The 18,396-nt window shown below is 55.8% G+C and carries 22 protein-coding genes; 13 read left to right on the forward strand and 9 right to left on the reverse strand.

All coding sequences use genetic code 11. The features are described 5' to 3' along the window. Positions 1-16 precede the first annotated feature (16 nt). The 3 genes from LKR43_RS04320 to LKR43_RS04330 are packed head-to-tail and all read left to right on the forward strand — an operon-like array spanning position 17 to position 2,593. On the forward strand, positions 17-1,444 hold the full coding sequence (locus LKR43_RS04320; protein ID WP_227682630.1) for a cytochrome ubiquinol oxidase subunit I: 1,428 nt from the start codon (positions 17-19) through the stop codon (positions 1,442-1,444). Position 1,445: 1 nt separating this feature from the next. Next, a complete protein-coding gene (gene cydB / locus LKR43_RS04325; RefSeq protein ID WP_227682631.1) occupies positions 1,446-2,453 on the forward strand; it encodes a cytochrome d ubiquinol oxidase subunit II in 1,008 nt (335 codons plus the stop codon). Then, positions 2,453-2,593 (forward strand): DUF2474 domain-containing protein, encoded by a 141-nt coding sequence (locus tag LKR43_RS04330; protein ID WP_227682632.1) that lies wholly within the window; start codon positions 2,453-2,455, stop codon positions 2,591-2,593. The genes cydB and LKR43_RS04330 overlap by 1 nt, the downstream gene beginning before the upstream one ends. Before the next feature lie 22 nt (positions 2,594-2,615). Here the strand turns inward: LKR43_RS04330 and LKR43_RS04335 are convergent, their stop codons facing one another. Next, positions 2,616-2,813 carry a heavy-metal-associated domain-containing protein gene (locus tag LKR43_RS04335; RefSeq protein ID WP_227682633.1) on the reverse strand — a complete coding sequence of 66 codons (198 nt, stop codon included), beginning with the start codon at positions 2,811-2,813 and terminating at the stop codon, positions 2,616-2,618. Between the two features lie 105 nt (positions 2,814-2,918). Beyond that, positions 2,919-3,368: an azurin gene (azu, locus tag LKR43_RS04340; protein ID WP_227682634.1), complete on the reverse strand. Its 450-nt coding sequence runs from the start codon at positions 3,366-3,368 to the stop codon at positions 2,919-2,921. A gap of 136 nt (positions 3,369-3,504) precedes the next feature. Here azu and LKR43_RS04345 point away from each other — a divergent pair, with 136 nt between their 5' ends. Further along, entirely contained in the window at positions 3,505-4,380 is an 876-nt protein-coding gene (locus LKR43_RS04345; protein ID WP_227682635.1) for a pirin family protein, read from the forward strand. On the opposite strand, the gene LKR43_RS04350 is transcribed toward LKR43_RS04345, so the two are convergent. After that, positions 4,352-5,416: a glycosyltransferase family 1 protein gene (locus LKR43_RS04350; protein WP_227682636.1), complete on the reverse strand. Its 1,065-nt coding sequence runs from the start codon at positions 5,414-5,416 to the stop codon at positions 4,352-4,354. The genes LKR43_RS04345 and LKR43_RS04350 overlap by 29 nt on opposite strands. Next, positions 5,413-6,291 (reverse strand): UDP-2,3-diacylglucosamine diphosphatase, encoded by an 879-nt coding sequence (locus LKR43_RS04355; RefSeq protein ID WP_227682637.1) that lies wholly within the window; start codon positions 6,289-6,291, stop codon positions 5,413-5,415. The genes LKR43_RS04350 and LKR43_RS04355 overlap by 4 nt, the downstream gene beginning before the upstream one ends. A 183-nt stretch (positions 6,292-6,474) precedes the next feature. Here LKR43_RS04355 and arsC point away from each other — a divergent pair, with 183 nt between their 5' ends. Then, positions 6,475-6,837 carry an arsenate reductase (glutaredoxin) gene (gene arsC, locus LKR43_RS04360; RefSeq protein WP_227682638.1) on the forward strand — a complete coding sequence of 121 codons (363 nt, stop codon included), beginning with the start codon at positions 6,475-6,477 and terminating at the stop codon, positions 6,835-6,837. Between the two features lie 15 nt (positions 6,838-6,852). Here the strand turns inward: arsC and LKR43_RS04365 are convergent, their stop codons facing one another. The 3 genes from LKR43_RS04365 to LKR43_RS04375 all read right to left on the reverse strand — a co-directional run bounded on the left by LKR43_RS04365 (position 6,853) and on the right by LKR43_RS04375 (position 9,101). Beyond that, positions 6,853-7,836 (reverse strand): glutathione S-transferase family protein, encoded by a 984-nt coding sequence (locus LKR43_RS04365; protein WP_227682639.1) that lies wholly within the window; start codon positions 7,834-7,836, stop codon positions 6,853-6,855. A 77-nt stretch (positions 7,837-7,913) separates the two neighbouring features. After that, positions 7,914-8,483, reverse strand: coding sequence for a YceI family protein (locus tag LKR43_RS04370; protein WP_227682640.1), 570 nt, complete (start codon positions 8,481-8,483; stop codon positions 7,914-7,916). A gap of 45 nt (positions 8,484-8,528) precedes the next feature. Continuing rightward, positions 8,529-9,101: a YceI family protein gene (locus LKR43_RS04375; protein WP_227682641.1), complete on the reverse strand. Its 573-nt coding sequence runs from the start codon at positions 9,099-9,101 to the stop codon at positions 8,529-8,531. 116 nt (positions 9,102-9,217) lie between these two features. Here LKR43_RS04375 and LKR43_RS04380 point away from each other — a divergent pair, with 116 nt between their 5' ends. From LKR43_RS04380 to LKR43_RS04390, 3 genes are all read left to right on the forward strand, one after another. Further along, positions 9,218-10,132, forward strand: a complete 915-nt coding sequence (locus LKR43_RS04380; RefSeq protein ID WP_227682642.1) for a LysR family transcriptional regulator — start codon at positions 9,218-9,220, stop codon at positions 10,130-10,132. A 159-nt stretch (positions 10,133-10,291) separates the two neighbouring features. Continuing rightward, on the forward strand, positions 10,292-11,008 hold the full coding sequence (locus LKR43_RS04385; protein ID WP_227682643.1) for an AzlC family ABC transporter permease: 717 nt from the start codon (positions 10,292-10,294) through the stop codon (positions 11,006-11,008). Next, entirely contained in the window at positions 10,998-11,306 is a 309-nt protein-coding gene (locus tag LKR43_RS04390; protein WP_227682644.1) for an AzlD family protein, read from the forward strand. The genes LKR43_RS04385 and LKR43_RS04390 overlap by 11 nt, the downstream gene beginning before the upstream one ends. Positions 11,307-11,381: 75 nt before the next feature. Here the strand turns inward: LKR43_RS04390 and LKR43_RS04395 are convergent, their stop codons facing one another. Next, on the reverse strand, positions 11,382-12,665 hold the full coding sequence (locus LKR43_RS04395) for an ABC transporter substrate-binding protein (RefSeq protein ID WP_370632061.1): 1,284 nt from the start codon (positions 12,663-12,665) through the stop codon (positions 11,382-11,384). Between the two features lie 216 nt (positions 12,666-12,881). Between LKR43_RS04395 and LKR43_RS04400 the strand changes: the two genes are divergently transcribed. From LKR43_RS04400 to LKR43_RS04410, 3 genes are all read left to right on the forward strand, one after another. Further along, a complete protein-coding gene (locus LKR43_RS04400; RefSeq protein WP_227682645.1) occupies positions 12,882-13,883 on the forward strand; it encodes a tripartite tricarboxylate transporter substrate binding protein in 1,002 nt (333 codons plus the stop codon). 3 nt (positions 13,884-13,886) lie between these two features. Then, positions 13,887-14,792: a LysR family transcriptional regulator gene (locus tag LKR43_RS04405; protein ID WP_227682646.1), complete on the forward strand. Its 906-nt coding sequence runs from the start codon at positions 13,887-13,889 to the stop codon at positions 14,790-14,792. 63 nt (positions 14,793-14,855) lie between these two features. Continuing rightward, a complete protein-coding gene (locus tag LKR43_RS04410) occupies positions 14,856-15,644 on the forward strand; it encodes a class II aldolase/adducin family protein (protein ID WP_227682647.1) in 789 nt (262 codons plus the stop codon). 262 nt (positions 15,645-15,906) lie between these two features. Here LKR43_RS04410 and LKR43_RS04415 read toward each other — a convergent pair whose 3' ends face one another. Further along, the gene (locus tag LKR43_RS04415) at positions 15,907-16,296 is read right to left on the reverse strand and encodes a cupin domain-containing protein (RefSeq protein ID WP_227682648.1); all 390 of its coding nucleotides are present in this window, start codon (positions 16,294-16,296) and stop codon (positions 15,907-15,909) included. A gap of 111 nt (positions 16,297-16,407) precedes the next feature. On the opposite strand from LKR43_RS04415, the gene cueR reads away from it, so the two are divergent. Together cueR and LKR43_RS04425 are read left to right on the forward strand one after the other, a co-directional pair. Beyond that, positions 16,408-16,806, forward strand: coding sequence for a Cu(I)-responsive transcriptional regulator (cueR, locus tag LKR43_RS04420; protein WP_227682818.1), 399 nt, complete (start codon positions 16,408-16,410; stop codon positions 16,804-16,806). A gap of 40 nt (positions 16,807-16,846) precedes the next feature. Continuing rightward, positions 16,847-18,391: a serine hydrolase gene (locus tag LKR43_RS04425; RefSeq protein WP_227682649.1), complete on the forward strand. Its 1,545-nt coding sequence runs from the start codon at positions 16,847-16,849 to the stop codon at positions 18,389-18,391. Positions 18,392-18,396: the final 5 nt, after the last annotated feature.

The raw sequence follows: 18,396 nt of genomic DNA on the forward strand, positions 1-18,396 counted from the left end.
TAGCGGAGACTCATACATGGATATCGATGCATTGATGCTGGCCCGTATTCAATTTGGGTTCACGATATCCTTCCACATACTTTTTCCCGCCATCACTATCGGACTGGCCAGCTATCTTGCCGTGCTTGAAGGCTGCTGGCTAAAAACCGGACAACAGGTATACCGGCAGCTATACCACTTCTGGATCAAGGTATTTGCCGTCAACTTCGGCATGGGTGTCGTATCCGGCCTGGTCATGGCTTACCAGTTTGGTACCAACTGGAGCTATTTTTCTGATTTCGCGGGCGGTATCACCGGGCCGCTGCTGGCCTACGAAGTGCTCACCGCGTTCTTTCTCGAGGCCGGCTTCCTGGGCGTGATGCTGTTCGGATGGAACAGGGTAGGGCCAGGGCTGCATTTCTTTTCCACCATCATGGTGGCGCTGGGCACATTGATGTCGGCCACCTGGATACTTGCCTCGAACAGCTGGATGCAGACGCCGGCCGGCTACGAGATCATCAACAATCAGGTTGTTCCTGTTGACTGGCTGGCCGTGATTTTCAATCCATCTTTCCCGTATCGCCTGGTGCATATGGTCATTGCAGCATTCCTGGCCACTGCCCTGATGGTTGCTGCCTCGGCAGGCTGGCACCTGCTGAAACGCAACGATACACCGGCAATACGAAAAATGCTGTCGATGGCGATGTGGATGATTCTGATCGTAGCTCCTATCCAGGCTGTGGTCGGTGACTTTCACGGACAAAATACGCTCAAGCATCAGCCGGCCAAGATAGCCGCCATAGAAGGGCATTGGGAGAATACACCGGGCCAGGCTGTGCCCCTTACGCTGTTCGGCTGGCCCGACATGGAGGAAGAGAAAAATCACTTCGCGCTTGAGATCCCGCACCTGGGCAGCCTGATTCTTACGCATAGCTGGGACGGCCAGTTTCCGGGCCTGAGGGAGTTTGCCAAAGAAGACCGACCCAATTCCACGGTTGTCTTCTGGTCGTTCCGTATCATGGTTGGCCTGGCCTTGCTGATGATAGCCCTGGCATTCTGGGCTGCCTGGGCCAGATACCGTGGTGTGCTCTATCGGTCTCCACGCTTATGGCGATTTGCCCTGTTGATGGGACCGAGCGGTCTGATTGCCATACTGGCCGGCTGGTATACCACCGAGATCGGCCGCCAACCCTGGATTGTGTACGGACTGATGCGCACGTCCGATGCCGTCAGCCCTCACGGTGCCTTCGAGGTGGGGCTGGCGCTGGTCCTGTTCATTATTGTGTATTTCGTGGTTTTTGGAGCGGGCACAATATACATGCTGCGTCTGATACGCAAGGGGCCCGACGAGCACGAACCGCCGCTTCCCGGCGGCCCTGGTGAATCACGCACGCCTTCAAGGCCAATCTCGGCAGCCAGCGACGACGCCGCAGCTGAGCCCGCTACCTACGTTAAGGATGAATGAGATGGGCATAGATCTGGCCTTGTTATGGGCAATCATCATTCTTTTTGGTGTACTGATGTATGTCATTATGGATGGCTTCGATCTGGGCATAGGCATATTGTTTCCTTTCGTGCCCGGCAAGGAACATCGCGACATCATGATGAACACTGTCGCTCCAGTCTGGGATGGCAACGAGACCTGGCTGGTTCTGGGTGGTGCAGGGCTGCTTGCTGCCTTTCCGCTGGCTTATTCGGTCGTGCTCAGTGCATTCATGCTGCCGCTGATCTTCATGCTGCTGGGCCTGATCTTCCGCGGGGTTGCATTTGAGTTCCGCTTCAAAGCGCACGCCAGCACCCGGCATTGGTGGGACAAAGCCTTTATTCTCGGATCGATCACCGCCACTTTTTTCCAGGGCGTAACGCTGGGTGCATACATGCATGGTGTGCAGGTGGTCGACCGCAGCTATGTAGGTGGGCCCTTCGACTGGGTGGCGCCTTTCCCGTTGTTTACAGGACTTGGGCTGCTGGTTGCCTATGCTCTGCTGGGGTGCACCTGGCTGATCTTCAAGACGCAAGATGACTTGCACGACCGTATGCTGCAACTGGCCAGGCCCCTGACGCTGGTTTTGCTGGGCGTGATAGCCATAATCAGCATCTGGACTCCGCTCACACACAGCGCTATCGCCGAACGCTGGTTTACGCTACCGAACCTTTTCTGGTTTGCACCGGTGCCCTTGCTTGTGGTGCTGGCGGCCTGGTATTTGCTGCGCTCCTTGCAAAAAGAGCCGCATGCCGGTCCCTTCCTGCTGACGCTGGCCCTTGTTTTTCTGGGTTACAGTGGCCTGGGCATCAGCATCTGGCCCAATATCATCCCGCCGGGCATTTCCATTTGGGACGCATCTGCGCCGCCTCAAAGCCAGGGCTTTGCGCTGGTAGGGGCGTTATTGATCGTACCCATGATACTGATGTACACCGCCTGGTCGTACTACGTGTTTCGCGGCAAGGTGGTCTCTGGTGAAGGCTATCATTGATGAAACAGGCAACCCTCAAACGACTGTGGATCAGGCGCCTGGGCTGGTTGCTGGGCATCTGGGCGGCCAGCATCGCCGTGCTGGCGCTTGTGGCCTATCTGCTCAGACTGGTCATGAACGCTGTCGGCATGACCGCCTGACCGGCTGTATATCAGGGTTGCTTTACACACGCACCGGCGAATAACCGGCTTCCCGTATGGCGGCCTCGATGACCGTTGCGTCGGGTGCGCCGTTAACCAGCACGCGGTGACTATCAAGCTTTATGTCCAGTTGGGCCTGCGGCGCTGCTGCCTGCACAGCTTTGGTGATTGCGCTGACGCAGTGACCGCAGGTCATGTCATTGACTTCGAATTCCAGCATCGTAAAGACTCCGGTTAAGGCATGGTGATACAAACACGGAAGGGCCCGACTGGGGCCCTTTGAGTTGGCAGGGCCGGCATAGGCGGGCCCGGGTACCGGCAATATTTAGCTGGACAGTTTCAGCGTGCCGGTCATGACGGCCCAGTGGCCGGGGAAGGAGCAGAAGAAAGCGTAGTTTTCGCCTGCTGCCAACTTGCTTACATCGAACTTGACCGATGTGCTTTCACCACCACCGATAACCGGTGTGTAGGCGATAACGCGAGCATCGTCGGGTTTGACATAGTCGTTATCCAGGCCAGCGGCCATGCCATCAGTAGCGGCGCCTTGCTTGTCGGCTTCTTTGGTAATGACAACGTTGTGACCCATTGCAGCCTTGGGCAGTTGTCCGGTGTGCTTCAGGTTAATGGTGAACTCAGTGCAAGTTTTGTCGACAACGATTTCCTTGGTGTTGAACTGCATGGCGTCGTTGCCTTCGACGGTAATATCACACTGGGCAGCCAGGGCCGGCAGGGTCATAACGGACAGAAGGGCGGCGAAAGTGGCTTTTGCTAGCATAAGAGTTCTCCAGTTGGGATAGAAAGTATGGGTGCACTGCGTTTCCATGCACTATAGTGCTATTTAACCTCATCAGAATCAGGAAAGTCTTGATTCACGTCAAATCAGTAGGGGTTTACCATAACACGGAGGCATTGTGCACGATCTTGTCATCGAAACCAGAGAGCACGACCTGGGCGGAGGATTCAAAGTCGGTCGCGTGCTGCCGTTCCGGCAACGGCGTATGGTGGGGCCCTTCATTTTCTTTGACCGCATGGGGCCACATGATCTGCCTGCTCCGATCCCCCAGCGCATTGATGTACGGCCGCACCCGCATATCGGCCTGTCTACAGTCACTTACCTGTTCGAGGGCCAGATGACGCATCGGGACAGCCTGGGCGTAGAGCAGGATATTCTGCCTGGCGCGCTGAACTGGATGACGGCGGGTTCGGGCATCAGTCATTCCGAGCGATTTGACGGCATGCGTTCCCAGGGTGGTCGCATGGATGGCATACAGGCATGGGTAGCTGTCCCCGAAGCCAATGAAGAAGATGCACCGGCCTTTGACCATTATGCGTCCGACGCACTGCCGTTATTCAGCGAGAACGGCATGTCGGGGCGCCTGATTGCCGGGAGTGCCTTTGGCATGAGTAGCCCCGCCAAAACTCACTCGCCCCTGTTCTACGCCGATGTTGCGCTGCAGTCTGATGCCCGCATGGCGCTTCCGGCCGAGCATCCGGAGCGAGCGGCTTATATTGTCAGCGGCCTCGTCGAGCACGAGGGGCAACGATATAAGGCAGGTCAGATGCTGGTATTCGCACCCGGGGGTGCTCCCGAGCTTAAAGCGCTGGGCAATGCCCGCCTGATGGTGCTGGGCGGCGAACCGCTGGGTACACGCCATATATGGTGGAACTTTGTCTCGTCGCGCAAAGAACGCATAGAGCAGGCCAAGGCCGACTGGCTGGCCGGTCGCATTGCCTTGCCCGAGCACGACAGCAGCGAATTCATCCCCTTGCCGCAAACGGTGGCTTAACCTCCGCTTGCTGGCCGGCAGTGCGGGCAGGGCGTTCTATCGGATGCAGGTGTGAAAGGAATGTCTCGGTGCAGGCACGCCATGAGAACTTTTCGGCGTGGCTGCGAGCTAGCTCACGGGGAATTTCCAGCGCCCTCATGCAGGCCGATTGCAAATCCTCATCCATTACGCCGGCGGCGGACTCGCCCAGAACATCAATGGGGCCGGTCACCGGATATGCTGCCACCGGGCAGCCGCAGGCCATGGCTTCCAGCAGTACCAGGCCGAAAGTATCGGTGCGGCTGGGAAATACAAAGACGTTGGCGGCGTTATACAGGCTGGCCAGGGTTTTCTGGTCCATCACACCCGTGAAACGCACATCGGGATAGCGCGTCTTGAGTTCGGCGAGCAAAGGGCCGTCGCCAGCCACCCACTTTGTTCCCGGCAGATCCAGCTTGAGGAAAGCCTCGATATTCTTTTCGACGGCAACCCGTCCTACACATAAGAATACCGGCGGTTTTTCCTGATGTGGCAGAACCGGGCCCGGCTTGAAAATGTCCAGATCGACGCCACGAGACCAGAGCACGACCTGCTGGTCTGGAAAGCCATAGATCAGCAAATCACGCCTGACGACTTCTGTGGGTACCATGACGGCACTCGACGGACCGTGGAACCAGCGCAGGAAGCGATAAGTCAGCCCCAGTGGCAGTCGGGTACGTGCGTGTACATATTCAGGGAAACGGGTGTGGTAAGCCGTGGTAAAAGGTAGCTTGTTGCGCAATGCGTAAGCCCTGGCCGCCATGCCTAGCGGGCCTTCGGTGGCAATGTGCAAGGCATCGGCATCCGCGGCTTCAAGACGGGCGTTTACCTTGCTGCCGGGCAACAGCGAAAGGCGGATTTCAGTGTAGGTCGGGCAGGGCAGTGTACGAAACTCCAAGGGCGTCAGCAGGTCGACATCGTGGCCCATGCGGGTCAGTTCATTGGTTGTCTGGGTCAGCGTGCGAACCACACCATTGACCTGCGGACGCCAGGCATCCGTAACGATGACTATCTTCAATTTGACGTGACTCCTTCTACGGTTTCCGTTTCCACATTCGGGGGAACAGCTTGCTGTGTCAGGGTTGTGGCCGGGGCTGGTGCCGACTGTCGGGCCCGGGCTTTTCGTGGTTTGGGGCTGGCCTCAGGTATCCAGGTAATGATCTCCAGGCTGCCATCCAGATGTTCGACCAATGCGGTCAGACTCTCTACCCAGTCGCCGTCGTTGCAGTAAAGTATGCCGTCCACCTCGCGGATCTGCGCCTTGTGGATATGGCCGCACACCACTCCGTCGAATCCACGGCGCCTGGCTTCTTTAATCAAGGCATCCTCAAATGCAGTGATGAATGAGACCGCATCCTTGACCTTGTGTTTCAGGTATTGGGAAAGCGACCAGTAGCCCAGGCCCATGTGGGCACGGGCACGGTTGAACCACACATTGCCCGCAAGCACCAGGCTGTACAGCCTATCACCCAGATAGGCGAGCCAGGGCGCATACTGAATAACACCGTCGAACAGATCGCCATGGGTGATCAGCAGGCACTGACCCTTGAGTGTGGTGTGTTCGGCTTCCAGATGGACTTCTATTCCGCCGAAATGCTCGCCGGTGTACTGGCGGGCAAAGGAGTCGTGATTACCGGGAACATATACCACACGGGTACCCTTGCGCGCCTTGCGCAGGATTTTCTGCACCACGTCGTTGTGTGATTGTGGCCAGTACCATTTTTTCTTTAACTGCCAGCCATCGATGATATCGCCCACCAGATACAGCGTCTCGGACTCATGCTGTTTGAGGAACTCCAGCAGGGCCGCAGCCTGACAGCCAGCGGTACCCAGGTGCAGATCGGAGATCCAGATTGTTCTATAGTTTCTGGCCGTGTCGTTTGCTTGTATCAACTCGAATACACCGGTACGCGATTAATCATGCCAGCATTACAGCAAGCGCACGTGACGAACTGGTGACAAAAACATGTAGCAAGAAAGGGTGTGGCAAGCGTGCGACGCAGCCTTCAATATAATGCGCTGTCAGTCTGATCATTGTATGCGGGCCACAGGGCCCGCCAAACAGGAAGAATACTCATGGATTCCACCGTTATCTACCACAATCCCAAATGCGGCACGTCGCGCAATACGCTGGCCATGATCCGCGAGGCAGGAATTGAGCCTCTGGTTATCGAGTACCTGCAAACACCGCCCGATCGCGCAACGCTCGTCGATCTGATCCGGCAAGCCGGCCTGACCACGCGCGAGGCCATACGCCAGAAAGAAACGCTCTATACCGAACTGGGCCTGGATGATCCCGAACTCGGCGACGACCAGCTGCTTGATGCCATGCTGGCTCATCCCATTCTGATCAACAGGCCTTTTGTGCGCACGCCGCTTGGCACGCGTTTATGCCGGCCCAAAGAGCTTGTTCTTGAGATCCTGCCGGCCGCCGTTTGAAGCGGCGGCGCTTTATCATGCAGCCGGTAATGCCCGGCTGGATGGCTGATTCAGGTTCAGTACGGGGCCCAACGGCACGATGCCATTAGGGTTGATGGTGGCGTGGCTACCATAGTAGTGCTGTTTGATGTGGTCGAAATCAACCGTTGCAGCCACACCCGGCCACTGATACAGCTCGCGCGTATAGCTCCAGAGGTTGGGGTAGTCGACCAGGCGCTTCAGATTGCATTTGAAGTGACCGTGATAGACCGAATCAAAGCGTATCAGGGTGGTGAACAGGCGCCAGTCGGCTTCGGTGATACGATCGCCCACCAGATAGCGTTGCCTGGACAGCCTGTTTTCCAGCTCGTCCAGGCAGGCAAACAGCTTGCTGACTTCTTTTTCATAAACTTGTTGTTCGGTCGCAAAACCCGCCTTGTACACACCGTTGTTTACCGCATCGTAAATGCGGGAGTTTACTGCGTCGATCTCGGGCAGCAGCTCTTCCGGCGTGTAATCGCCTTCGCGTGCGCAGATACCATCGAATGCTGAATTGAGCATGCGCATGATCTCGGACGACTCGTTGTTGACGATGGTGTTGCGCTGAAGATCCCACAGCACGGGGACGGTTACCCGGCCACTGTAATCGGATTGCGCGCGCAAATAGATCTCGTACATATAACGCGCATTGCCTACCGGATCGGCCACCACGCCTGGGGCCGGATCGAAGGTCCAGCCGTGCTCGCCCATATAAGGATGGACGATGGACAGGCCTATCATTTGGTCCAGGCCTTTAAGCGCACGGATGATCAGCACGCGACTGGCCCAGGGGCAGGCCAGTGATACATACAGGTGGTAGCGGCCGGGTTCGGCCCTGAAGCCCGCTGCGCCGGTCGGGCCGGCGCTGCCGTCCGGGGTGATCCAGTTACGGAACTGCGCATCGCTGCGTACGAAGCTGCCACCCGTGCTGCTGCTGTCGTACCATTGATCGTGCCATTTTCCGTTAATCAGAAGCCCCATTTCAGTTCCTTGTGTCGAGCCAGGCTTGCGCCACCACGCGTACATCAGGGCGGCCGGGCAGGCCGCCTGCTTGTGAGTTACTGAGCTACGGCTTCCAGGGCGATGTCCAGCGTTACTTCATCACCCACGCCAGGAGCGAATTTTCCGGCATTGAATTCCGTGCGCTTGATGACGGCCGTTGCGTTGGCGCCGATGGCGTCTTTCTTCAGCATGGGGTGTGGGCCCTTGTAGAAGGAAGTTATGGTCAATGTAACCGGCTTGGTCACATCCTTGATGGTCAGGTCGCCTTCGACGCTGACGGGCTTGTCACCTTCAAAATTGACCTTGGTCGATTTGAAGGTTGCAGTCGGATATTTGGCTGTATCCAGAAAGTCGGCGCCTTGAATATGCCCGTCGAACATTTCAAATCCGGTATCTATCGACGTCATGTCTATGGTGATATCGACCTTCGCTTCTTTGGCTTCCTGGTCGAGCACGACAGTGCCGCTGGTCTTGTTAAAGCGCAAAATCTGCTTGGACATGCCCATGTGGTTATACGAGAACCTGGGGAAAGTATGGGTCGGATCTACCGAGTAAGTCTGGGGGGCAGACATGGCCTGGCCCGCAAGCAGAGTGGCAAATGCAGCAGCGACAAGAGTCGTTTTCATAAAGTTTCCTTGGTTGATCTGATTAAAAAATATTCGAGCTGACGATTATTGTGTGGCGACAATATTAAATTTGATGTCGATCTCGTTGGCGACAATGCTGAAATCCTTCCATTGGCCTTCGCCTACGGCAAAGTCGGCACGCTGGAATGTGAAATTACCTTTGAATACGCCGGCATCGCCGTCCTCTTCAAATGTGAAAGGAACCATCACTTCTTTGGTAGTGCCCTTGATGGACAGATCGCCACTCACTTCATAAGTGCCGTCGCCCGTAACCTGTACCTGCCTGGACACAAAGGTGGCCAAGGGATGTTGCCCCAGCGCCAGCCATTCGTCTTTCTCGAGCTCGGCGTTGGCTTCGTCGTAGCCGGCATCTATGCTGGCCAGCGTGATTTCAATGGCGACCCTGGCAGCTTGCGGATTCTTTGGATCAAAGCTGAATTCCGTGGCATTGATCTGACTGAAGCTGCCATCCATCTTTACGCTCATCTGGCTATACCCGAACGTTACAGTGCTGGCCTCGGAATCCAGGGCCGTATACTGCGCCGCGTGGGCGCCGCCAAACGCGCCCAAGGTGAGGGCGGTAGCGAACGCCAGCCGGCGCAGAATCTTGGCATTCATATTGCTCTCCATGAAACTGATTTCTATTTAACATCAGCAGTTTATTAAATTTTAAAATGCAGAAAAACCCCATGTTTTAACTATAATAGTTCCATCTTTGGAACAATAGGAATGCCATGGCGCCTTTTGCACTCTATGCAGACGATTTAATATTGTTTGCTCACATTGTTGATGCCGGCAGCTTTACGGGGGCATCCGAGCGTACTGGGCTGCCCAAATCAACCTTGTCGCGCCGCCTGACCGATCTTGAGAACGAACTGGGTGAGCGCCTGCTGCAGCGCAGTACGCGCCGCCTGGTACTGACGGAATTCGGCGAACGCATACTGGAATATGCACGGCGTCTGCTCGAAGAGACCGAAGCGGCCAGCGCATTGGCCCAACACCGGCAACTGACGCCGCAGGGCGTGCTGCGAATTTCCTTGCCCCCGGAGTTCTACGATCTTTCTTTCGTGAGTGTCCTGGCCGAGTTTACTGAACAGTATCCCGATGTACGACTCGAACTTGACCTGTCTGCGCGCCGTGTAGACCTGGTCGCTGAGCGTTTTGATGTTGCAGTTCGGGCGGCAACACAACTGCCTGACGACAATACGCTGGTGGCACGCCTGATCACAGCACTGCAGATGGGCTTGTATGCCAGTCCGGCGTATCTGCGCCGTCATGGCAAGCCACGAAATCCTGCCGAGCTTACTCAGCATATCGGCCTGGTGCTGGTTACCAGTGCAGGTGAACAGCAAGCATGGCGGCTGACCCGGGGCACCGAGCGTTGGGAAGGCTTGCCTTTGCACAAGATATCAGCGAATTCGCTAGGTTTGCAGCAGGCATTGGCGGCAAAGGGTATGGGCATTGTCGGGTTGTCGCACAACTTTGCAAAAAAGCTGGTGGCTGAAGGTGAACTGGAAAGAATCTTGCCTGACTGGTGTCTGCCACCAACCAATATATGGTGTGTCACGCCAGGCCGTCGCTTGCTGCCGCAGCGCACACTGGCCTTTATCGAGATACTGAAAAAGATTCTGGGCGAGGAACAGGCATGAACAAAACGGGCTGCACGTTTTCCTGTTCCCAGATCCAGCAATTGGTCATTGCCAGGAACCTGTTGCGCGATATGGATTAGCATGCCAGCCTGTCTGTACATCCTGATATCCTATGATCTGAACCTTCAGGCGCAAACAGACAGGATTAGGAAGAAACAAATGGCAAATGCCAATACCGAGCTGCATAAGCTCGATGGCTCACTGGTCTGGTCCGGTTTCAAACAGCTCACACCAATGTCCTTCTTTGTGACCGCATTTGGTGCGGCATTTGGCATTGCGGCGACGCAGGCGGGGCTTAGCGAGCCCCTTATCATCGGCATGAGCATACTGGTTTACGCCGGCGCCGCCCAATTTGCCACACTGGACTTGTGGGGCGAACAGATACCGTTATTCACCATGATGATCACGGTGTTTGCCATCAACGCCCGCCACTTGCTCATGGGCGCCACCTTGTATCCCTGGCTGTGCAAGCTTCCGCCTGCAAAACAATACGGCGTGACATCGGTCGTGTCCGACGCCAATTGGGCCATGGCGATGCAGGCCTTCGGGCGCGGGAAGCCTGGACTGGGCATCGTGCTGGGTGGTGGCCTTTCGCTTTGGGTGTTCTGGGTGTCCGGCACCGTTATTGGCACTTATTTTGGCAGTGCGATCAGCGATCCGAAACGATTGGGCCTGGACATGATTCTGGGGTGCTTTCTGGTCGCCATGATGGCTGGCGGCCAGAAGAACCTGCGTGTGCTCATGATCTGGATCGTGGCCGGCCTCTCGGCAATGCTGGCGTACTGGTACCTGCCTGAAAACATACACGTGATCATTGGCGCGCTGGCGGGCGGTATCGCCGGCGTGCTTTTAGGAGAGCAGGGCGATGAATCTTGACACAACAGGAACCGGAGCACTGTTTATCGTACTGATCATGGCTATCGTTACGTTAGCCACGCGTTGGGGTGGTGTCTACGTGATGGGATTCGTGCCAATCAGCAAACGGGTCAAGCGCTTCATTCAGGCCATGTCGGGCTCTGTGCTGGTGGCAATCGTCACTCCCATGGCTGTTACAGGAGATGTCGGGGCACAGCTGTCGCTGTTGGCTACGGGAATCGTTATGCTGTCGTTGAAAAGGCCTTTGCTGGCACTTGCCTGCGGAATCGTTGTCGCAGCGCTGGTACGGCTTTTTTGAACGGACAATCGCTGGCTGCACTGTTGGCAGCCAGCTTATCTTGCTGATCCTAAAGAACCTTACCGTTCAGGGCACTTATGACTTCAAAGCGGGGCATTCACTTTCCTCAGGGGAAACATAGGCGTCTTCAGCGGGAATCGTCGCAACAACTTCAGACAGATCCCATTCGCTTTTCCCATCAGTTTTCACCTTGAGCATGTACATGTCATGCATCAGGATGCCGTCGCGGCGGATAGTGCCGCCTTTAGCGAAGAAGTCGTCGATCTTCATTTCACCCAGCTTGCTGCGAACGGCATCAGTCTCGTCCGTACCGGCTGCTTTAATAGCATTCAAATAAGCGGTGGTTGCTGAGTAAAGGGCGGCATGTGGTCCGGTTGGAGCGGCGTTGCTCGAAAACTCTGCATAACGCTTCTGCCAATCGCGCGAGGCATCGTCCATATTCCAGTACCAGCTGCCCGTGTAGTGCAGGCCCTTGGTGATCTCTACGCCCATGCTCTGCACGTCGGACAACAGAACCAGCATACCCGCCAGATCCTGTCCGGATGAGACGATTCCGAATTCGTGCGCCTGCTTGATGGCGTTGACCGTATCTGTTCCCGCGTTGGCCAGGCCAATTACCTTGGCGCCCGATGATTGCGCCTGCAACAGGTATGAAGAGAAGTCGGCCGTATTGATAGGCACATTCACGGTTTGAACGACTTTGCCGCCCAGCTCGTTTACAACCCGTGTAGTATCTTTCGCCAATGCATGCCCGAATGCATAGTCAGCCGCCAGAATAAACCAGGAGTCACCGCCATTTTTCACGGTTGCCGAGGCTGTGCCAGTGGCCAGGGCATAGGTGTTGTATCCGTAGTGAATGCCATATTTGGTGCAAGCCTTGCCGGTGATGTCGACACTACCCGGCCCGGTTCCAATGGTGATCTTCTTCTTTTGAAGGGCCAGCTGTTGCACGGACAGGGCAACAGCTGAATTGGTCAGGTCGGTGATCATGTCGACCTGGTCGGTATCGAACCATTTGCGCGCAGTGGCAGAAGCGACGTCGGCTTTGTTCTGATGGTCGGCGTAGATGACTTCTACCTTTTTGCCCAGTACGGTTCCGCCGAAATCACGGACCGCCATCTCGACGGCGGCGACTGCACCCGGACCGCTGAATCCGCTTGAATACATGCCCGACATGTCGCCAAGCACGCCAATCTTGACAACATCATCCGAGATTCCGGCAGCAGCGCCGCTTGTACTGAACGCCACCGCTATTGCGAACGATAATGCTTTTATACCAGTTTTCAACATGTCATCCTTCCTTGTGTTTTTTGTGGTTAATACGACATCAGGCGATGCTTTTCCATAGCCCTGAAGCATCGTAATACGATTTTAATAAGCTGTCTAAACAAGCTGAATCAGCATAATTCGAGCCACTGTCAAATTTGATACACATCAAGCCTGGAAGGGCAGAGTTTCCTGAAATTCAATACTGGTTAATTAAATCCATCTAGAATCCATGTACACCATACGATCACGATCTGCCACGCTGCGGGTCAAAGGTCGGTTGAAACATCGAAGAATAAGGAGACGTTCATGTTAAACAACCAGGTTTCAATCCGTACACACCGCAGTCTGCGCGCATTGTGTGCAGGTTTTGTCAGTGCCGCCCTGTTTGGCGGCGTCGCCCAGGCGGCAGAAGACTGGCCCGTCAAGCCCGTCACATCGGTAGTCGCATTCTCGCCAGGAGGAACCACCGATATTCTGGCTCGCGAAATCGCCAATGCGCTGACTCCAATGTGGGGGCAGAGCGTCGTTGTCGAAAACAAGCCCGGTGGTGCCGGAAACATCGGTACTCAGGCAGTCATTAGCGCGGAACCCGATGGCTATACCATTCTGATCAATTCCATCGGCCCCATTGCAGTTAACCCATCGCTGTTCAGCAAACTCAAGTTCGACCCCCAGAAAGATCTTGTGCCTATCGTACTGGTGGCCGACGTGCCCAACGTGCTGGTGGTGAATCCGAATAGCGGCATCAAGTCGGTCGAAGAACTCATACAGGCTTCCAAGAGCCGTGCAGGCGGGGTAAATTGCGCATCCACCGGCGTCGGAACGGCTGCCCACTTATCGTGCGAGACATTCGCGCGCCAGGCCAAGATTGAATTCACCCATATCCCATACAAGGGCGCCGAGGCTTTGAATGATCTTATCGGTGGACGAGTCGACTTTATGTTCGCAACAATGCCTTCCGTCATGGGGCATATTCGTGCCGGAACACTGCGGCCGCTTGCTGTATCGACCGCGACCCGATCGGTAGTCATGCCGGATCTGCCCACAGTTGCGGAAGCAGGGCTGCCGGAATTTGCCCTGGGCTCCTGGTTTGGCTATTTTGCGCCCAAAGGTACGCCGGATCACATCGTCCAGAAGATCAATGCCGACATTAATACAGTGCTGCAGGATCCCAACATCAAGCAGCGCCTGACCAACGAGGGTGCAGTACCGGTCGGGGGCACTGCCGAAGAGTTTGCTGCTTACGTTGCCAGCGAAACCAAGAAGTGGAATGCCGTCGTAACCGAGGTCGGCATCAAACTGGATTGAGCCTTGAACATTGATCTGGATGCGCTTAGAACGCTGGTCGCTGCGATTGACGAACGCAGCCTCGCCCGAGCGGCTGAGCGCGAAGGGCTGGTCACTTCGGCGGTCAGCAAGCGTATCTCGGAGCTTGAACGCAGCCTTGGCACAAAGGTTCTGCAGCGGCATAACAGGGGGGTGATACCAACTGCCGCAGGCTCGGCGCTGTACTACCGGGCCAAGGCCATTTTGGGACAAATGTCGGGCCTGACCAGCTTTATTGAGGATTTCGCGAGCGATGGCAGCCCCAAGATTCAATTGGCTTCGAATCGCTCAGCCATCGTTCTTTTTCTGCCTCGCGAAATTAAACTTTACCAGGAGCAGCAGTCCCAGCGGCTGCGGATCGATCTGCTTGAATCCTATAGCAGCGAGATACCGCGCCTGGTCGTAGAGAAAAATCTGGACCTGGGCATTTATCACGCAGTCGGCCCGGCACCCGGCGTCCATTCCGTGCCTTACCACCGTGACCGTGTCGTGCTGGTGGTGCCCAACGGCCATCCATTGCAACGCGAAAATGCGGTGTATCTGGACGAGGCCCGCGAATTCGATTTTCTAGGCTACTTTCCGCGCCATTCCTTCGAGGCTTTTATGGAACTGGCCGGTCACAGTCTGACCGGCCCCCTGAATGTGAAGATACAGGTGTCCAATTACGAGGCCCGCTGCAAAATGATCCGGGAAGGGCTCGGGATCGGCATCATGCCGGAAGGCATCGCCGATACCTACATCGCACAAATGGGGCTGGTCAAGGTGCCCCTTAAAGACGACTGGGCACTGCGCCAGTTCTATCTTTGTGTGCGTGATCCGGAAACCCTGCGTCCGTCCAGCCGCAGCCTTATGGATTTTTTTGCCCAGCAGGCCTCAGCTCGCAACGCCTAGCCTGAGTTCGCTGTCCGTATCGTCATTTCTCATATTCCTTAATTTTTGAGTGCACCGTTAACCATGTCACTGATTCCAGAACTGAAAATTTCATCCATGAAGGACCGTTGTTCCCCCGAAGAGTGGAAGGCACGAGTTGATCTTGCCGCTTGTTATCGCCTTATCGCGCACTATGGCATGGCGGATATGGTCGCCAACCATATTTCGCTGCGGGTTCCGGGCGAAGAGGGTACTTTTCTGATTAATGCCTACGGGCTGCTCTATGAAGAGATCACGGCCTCCAGCCTGATCAAGATCGACCATGCGGGTGAAGTGGTGTCGTCTCCCGATTTTGGGGACTTCAAATATGGTGTGAACCGTGCAGGCTTCGTTATTCACAGCGCCGTCCACGAGGCTCGCCCCGAGGTGGATTGTGTAATTCATACACACACATGGGCCGGCATGGCTGTATCTGCACTGGAATGCGGCTTGCTGCCGCTCAACCAGACGTCTATGCGTTTCCTGAAAATTGGTTATCACGATTACTGCGGCGTCGTGCTTGATCTTGCCGAACAGGAGTCGCTGGTAAATGATCTGGGCAGCAACGAAGCCCTGATTTTGCGCAATCACGGCTTGCTTACGGCGGGCCGGACAATCGGCGAAGCATTCAACTGGATGCATCGCCTGGAGCTTGCTTGTCGCGCACAGCTTGCTGCAATGGCTTGCGGTACGCCGCTGCGCAGCGTTCCCGAGCAGGTCGTTGAATCCACTTATATGCAATACCAACCACAGAGCCGCCGTCCGTATGGCCTAATGGAGTGGCCGGCGCTACTCAGGCTGGCGTACCGCCTGGATCCAGGTTTTGCGCAATAAGTACATAAGCGGAAGCGTTCCCGCTTTGGATGCGTGGCTGCTGCACGGGCAGCCTGCGTATCCACGCAGAGCGGGGTGCAGATTCATCCGGAGACTGGCTGCCTGATGGACCTGTATTTGGTGAACCTGTATTATCGACTTTACATAATACACATTATGCGTATTTTATTTGCCCATTGACCACTACGACAGGCACCAGTACTACATGGCACTGACCGAAGGCCCTGCAAAGCCGTAATGCAGGGCCACCCACAGTTTGAAATTATTCTGTGGTGGTGCCGTCGAAGTGCTCTTCTTTTTCGTCGGCTTTGGTGGCGTGCAGCACACCTTCGCGATGCTCGGGTGGCCCGTACAAGGTATACAGGCGCAAAGGTTCGGTGCCCGTGTTGATCACATTATGGCGAGCACCTGCCGGAACGATAATGGCGTCATCGTCTTCGATTTCGTAGGTATTGTCATCGATCAACACCTGCCCTTTGCCTGCCTCGAGGCGAAAGAACTGGTCGTGCGTTTCATGAACTTCGGCGCCGATCTCCTCGCCAGGCTGCAAAGTCATCAATACCAGCTGCATATGCTTGCCGGTATACAGCACCTTGCGGAAGTTATCGTTTTCTACAGTAAGTTTTTCGATGTTCTGGACAAAGCCTTTCACGTTACTACTCCTATAAGTTACGACCGCTATCGTTTAATCTTAACACTACCCTGTTCAATAAGATTCCGGATCGCATATGGAAGGTGCCCAATGACGCAAGCTATAAATTCCATGAACATCGGCGAAGCGGCCGGCGCATCGGGGGTTTCGGCCAAGATGATTCGCTATTACGAGGAAACAGGCCTGATTCCCGCCGCAGCGCGCACCCCCGCCGGCTATCGTGTCTATAAAGACACCGATGTGCACAGGCTGCGCTTCATACGGCGGGCACGCGACCTGGGCTTTGGTGTTGCCGAGATCGGCGAGCTGCTGGACCTGTGGAATGACAGCGCTCGTCACAGTGCCGCTGTCAAGCAACTGGCCCAGGCACATATAAGCGAATTGCAGAGCAAAATAGATGGTCTGCAGCAAATGGCCGACACTTTACAGAATTTGATTGATTGTTGTGCTGGCGATAACCGGCCCGATTGCCCTATTCTGTCGAGCCTGGAGGAGCATACCCCTCCTTAGTTCAAGAACAACATAAGAACACTCTGCAATAGGAGACATCATGCACTTGCGTTCATGCCGATTATGGCCTGCCGTACTGGCCCTGGGTTTTCTGGCGGCTTGCGGCAGCAACAAATCTGCCGATACAACCATTTCTTCTGCACAGGTGCATGATGCGGTGGCGCAGCTGGATAACGTTATCGCCGATGTCATGACGCGTACAGGCATTCCGGGCATGGCCGTCGCAGTAGTACACAATGGTGAAACGATTTACAGCAAAGGCTTTGGAGTACGGCTGGTTACCGAGCCCGCCCTTGTCGATGCCGATACGGTATTCCAGCTCGCTTCTTTGTCCAAATCCGTCGGTGCTTCGGTTGTGGCGGCACAAGTGGGCAAAGGCATTGTTGACTGGAGTACGCCGCTGACCAGACACCTTCCGTGGTTTGCCCTGAGCGATCCACAAGCCACCACACAGCTTACGATAGGCGATCTTTACGCCCACAGATCCGGCTTGCCTGACCATGCCGGCGATGACCTTGAGGAAATCGGGTACAGCCGCAGGCAAATACTGGAAAAATTGCGTTTTTTGCCCACCAAGCCACTGCGCAGCGAATACTTCTACACCAATTTCGGCCTTACGGCAGGTGCTCAGGCTGTTGCCGTTGCAGCCGGAACGGATTGGGAAAGCCTGTCCGAGCAAGATATCTATCGTCCACTGGGCATGCAGTCCACCTCGTCGCGTTATGCCGACTTCATCGCCCGCACCAATCGCGCCTCTCCCCACATTGGCGTCAACGGCCAGTTTCAACCGGGTCCGCAACGTCAGCCTGATGCACAATCACCGGCTGGCGGCGTCAGTTCCAGTGCACACGACATGGCCAGGTGGATGAAGCTGATTCTGGCTGGCGGCGCCTATGAGGGCGAGCAGATTATTCCATCAGACGCCCTGTTGCCGGCGCTCAGTCCGCAAATGCAGACATCACCTGCCACTGAGGATAGCGCAGCCGGCTACTATGGATACGGTTTTAACCTGTCCACCTCCAGTCTTGGCCATGTCATGTACGGACATTCCGGGGCTTTTATCATGGGTACGGGTACCGCTTTCAGCCTGCTTCCCGCTGCAAATACAGGCATTGTGGTCCTGACCAATGCCTGGCCTGTCGGTGCCGCCGAGGCTGTCAGCCTGACCTATATGGATCTGGTGCAGTTCGGGCGCGCACATGAAGATTGGGTCGCCTTTCTCAAGCCCTACTTTGCCGCCATGACGGCGCCTGAAGGCGAGCTCGCAGGCCTGCCATTTCCAGGCAACCCGATCCCGCCGCTTCCCGCACATGCCTATACAGGCGTTTACTTCAATGACTACTTCGGTCAGGCCAGCGTTGAACAGGCTGGCGGAAAGCTTAATCTGGTCATGGGACCGGCCGGGCAAACGTTTCCCTTGCAACACTGGGATGGCAACACCTATGTGTTCGAGCCTGATGGTGAAGTTGCTGCACCCGGGTCCCGCTCCAGTGTGAGGTTCGGAATTGGTCCGGCCGGTATGGCGCAAGACCTGAGCATAGAGGTATTCGACAAGGAAGGGATGGGCACGTTGCTACGGCAATAAATCGC

Origin of the sequence: Pusillimonas sp. MFBS29 (assembly GCF_020687695.1) — a bacterium.
Lineage (GTDB): Bacteria > Pseudomonadota > Gammaproteobacteria > Burkholderiales > Burkholderiaceae_B > Pusillimonas_C.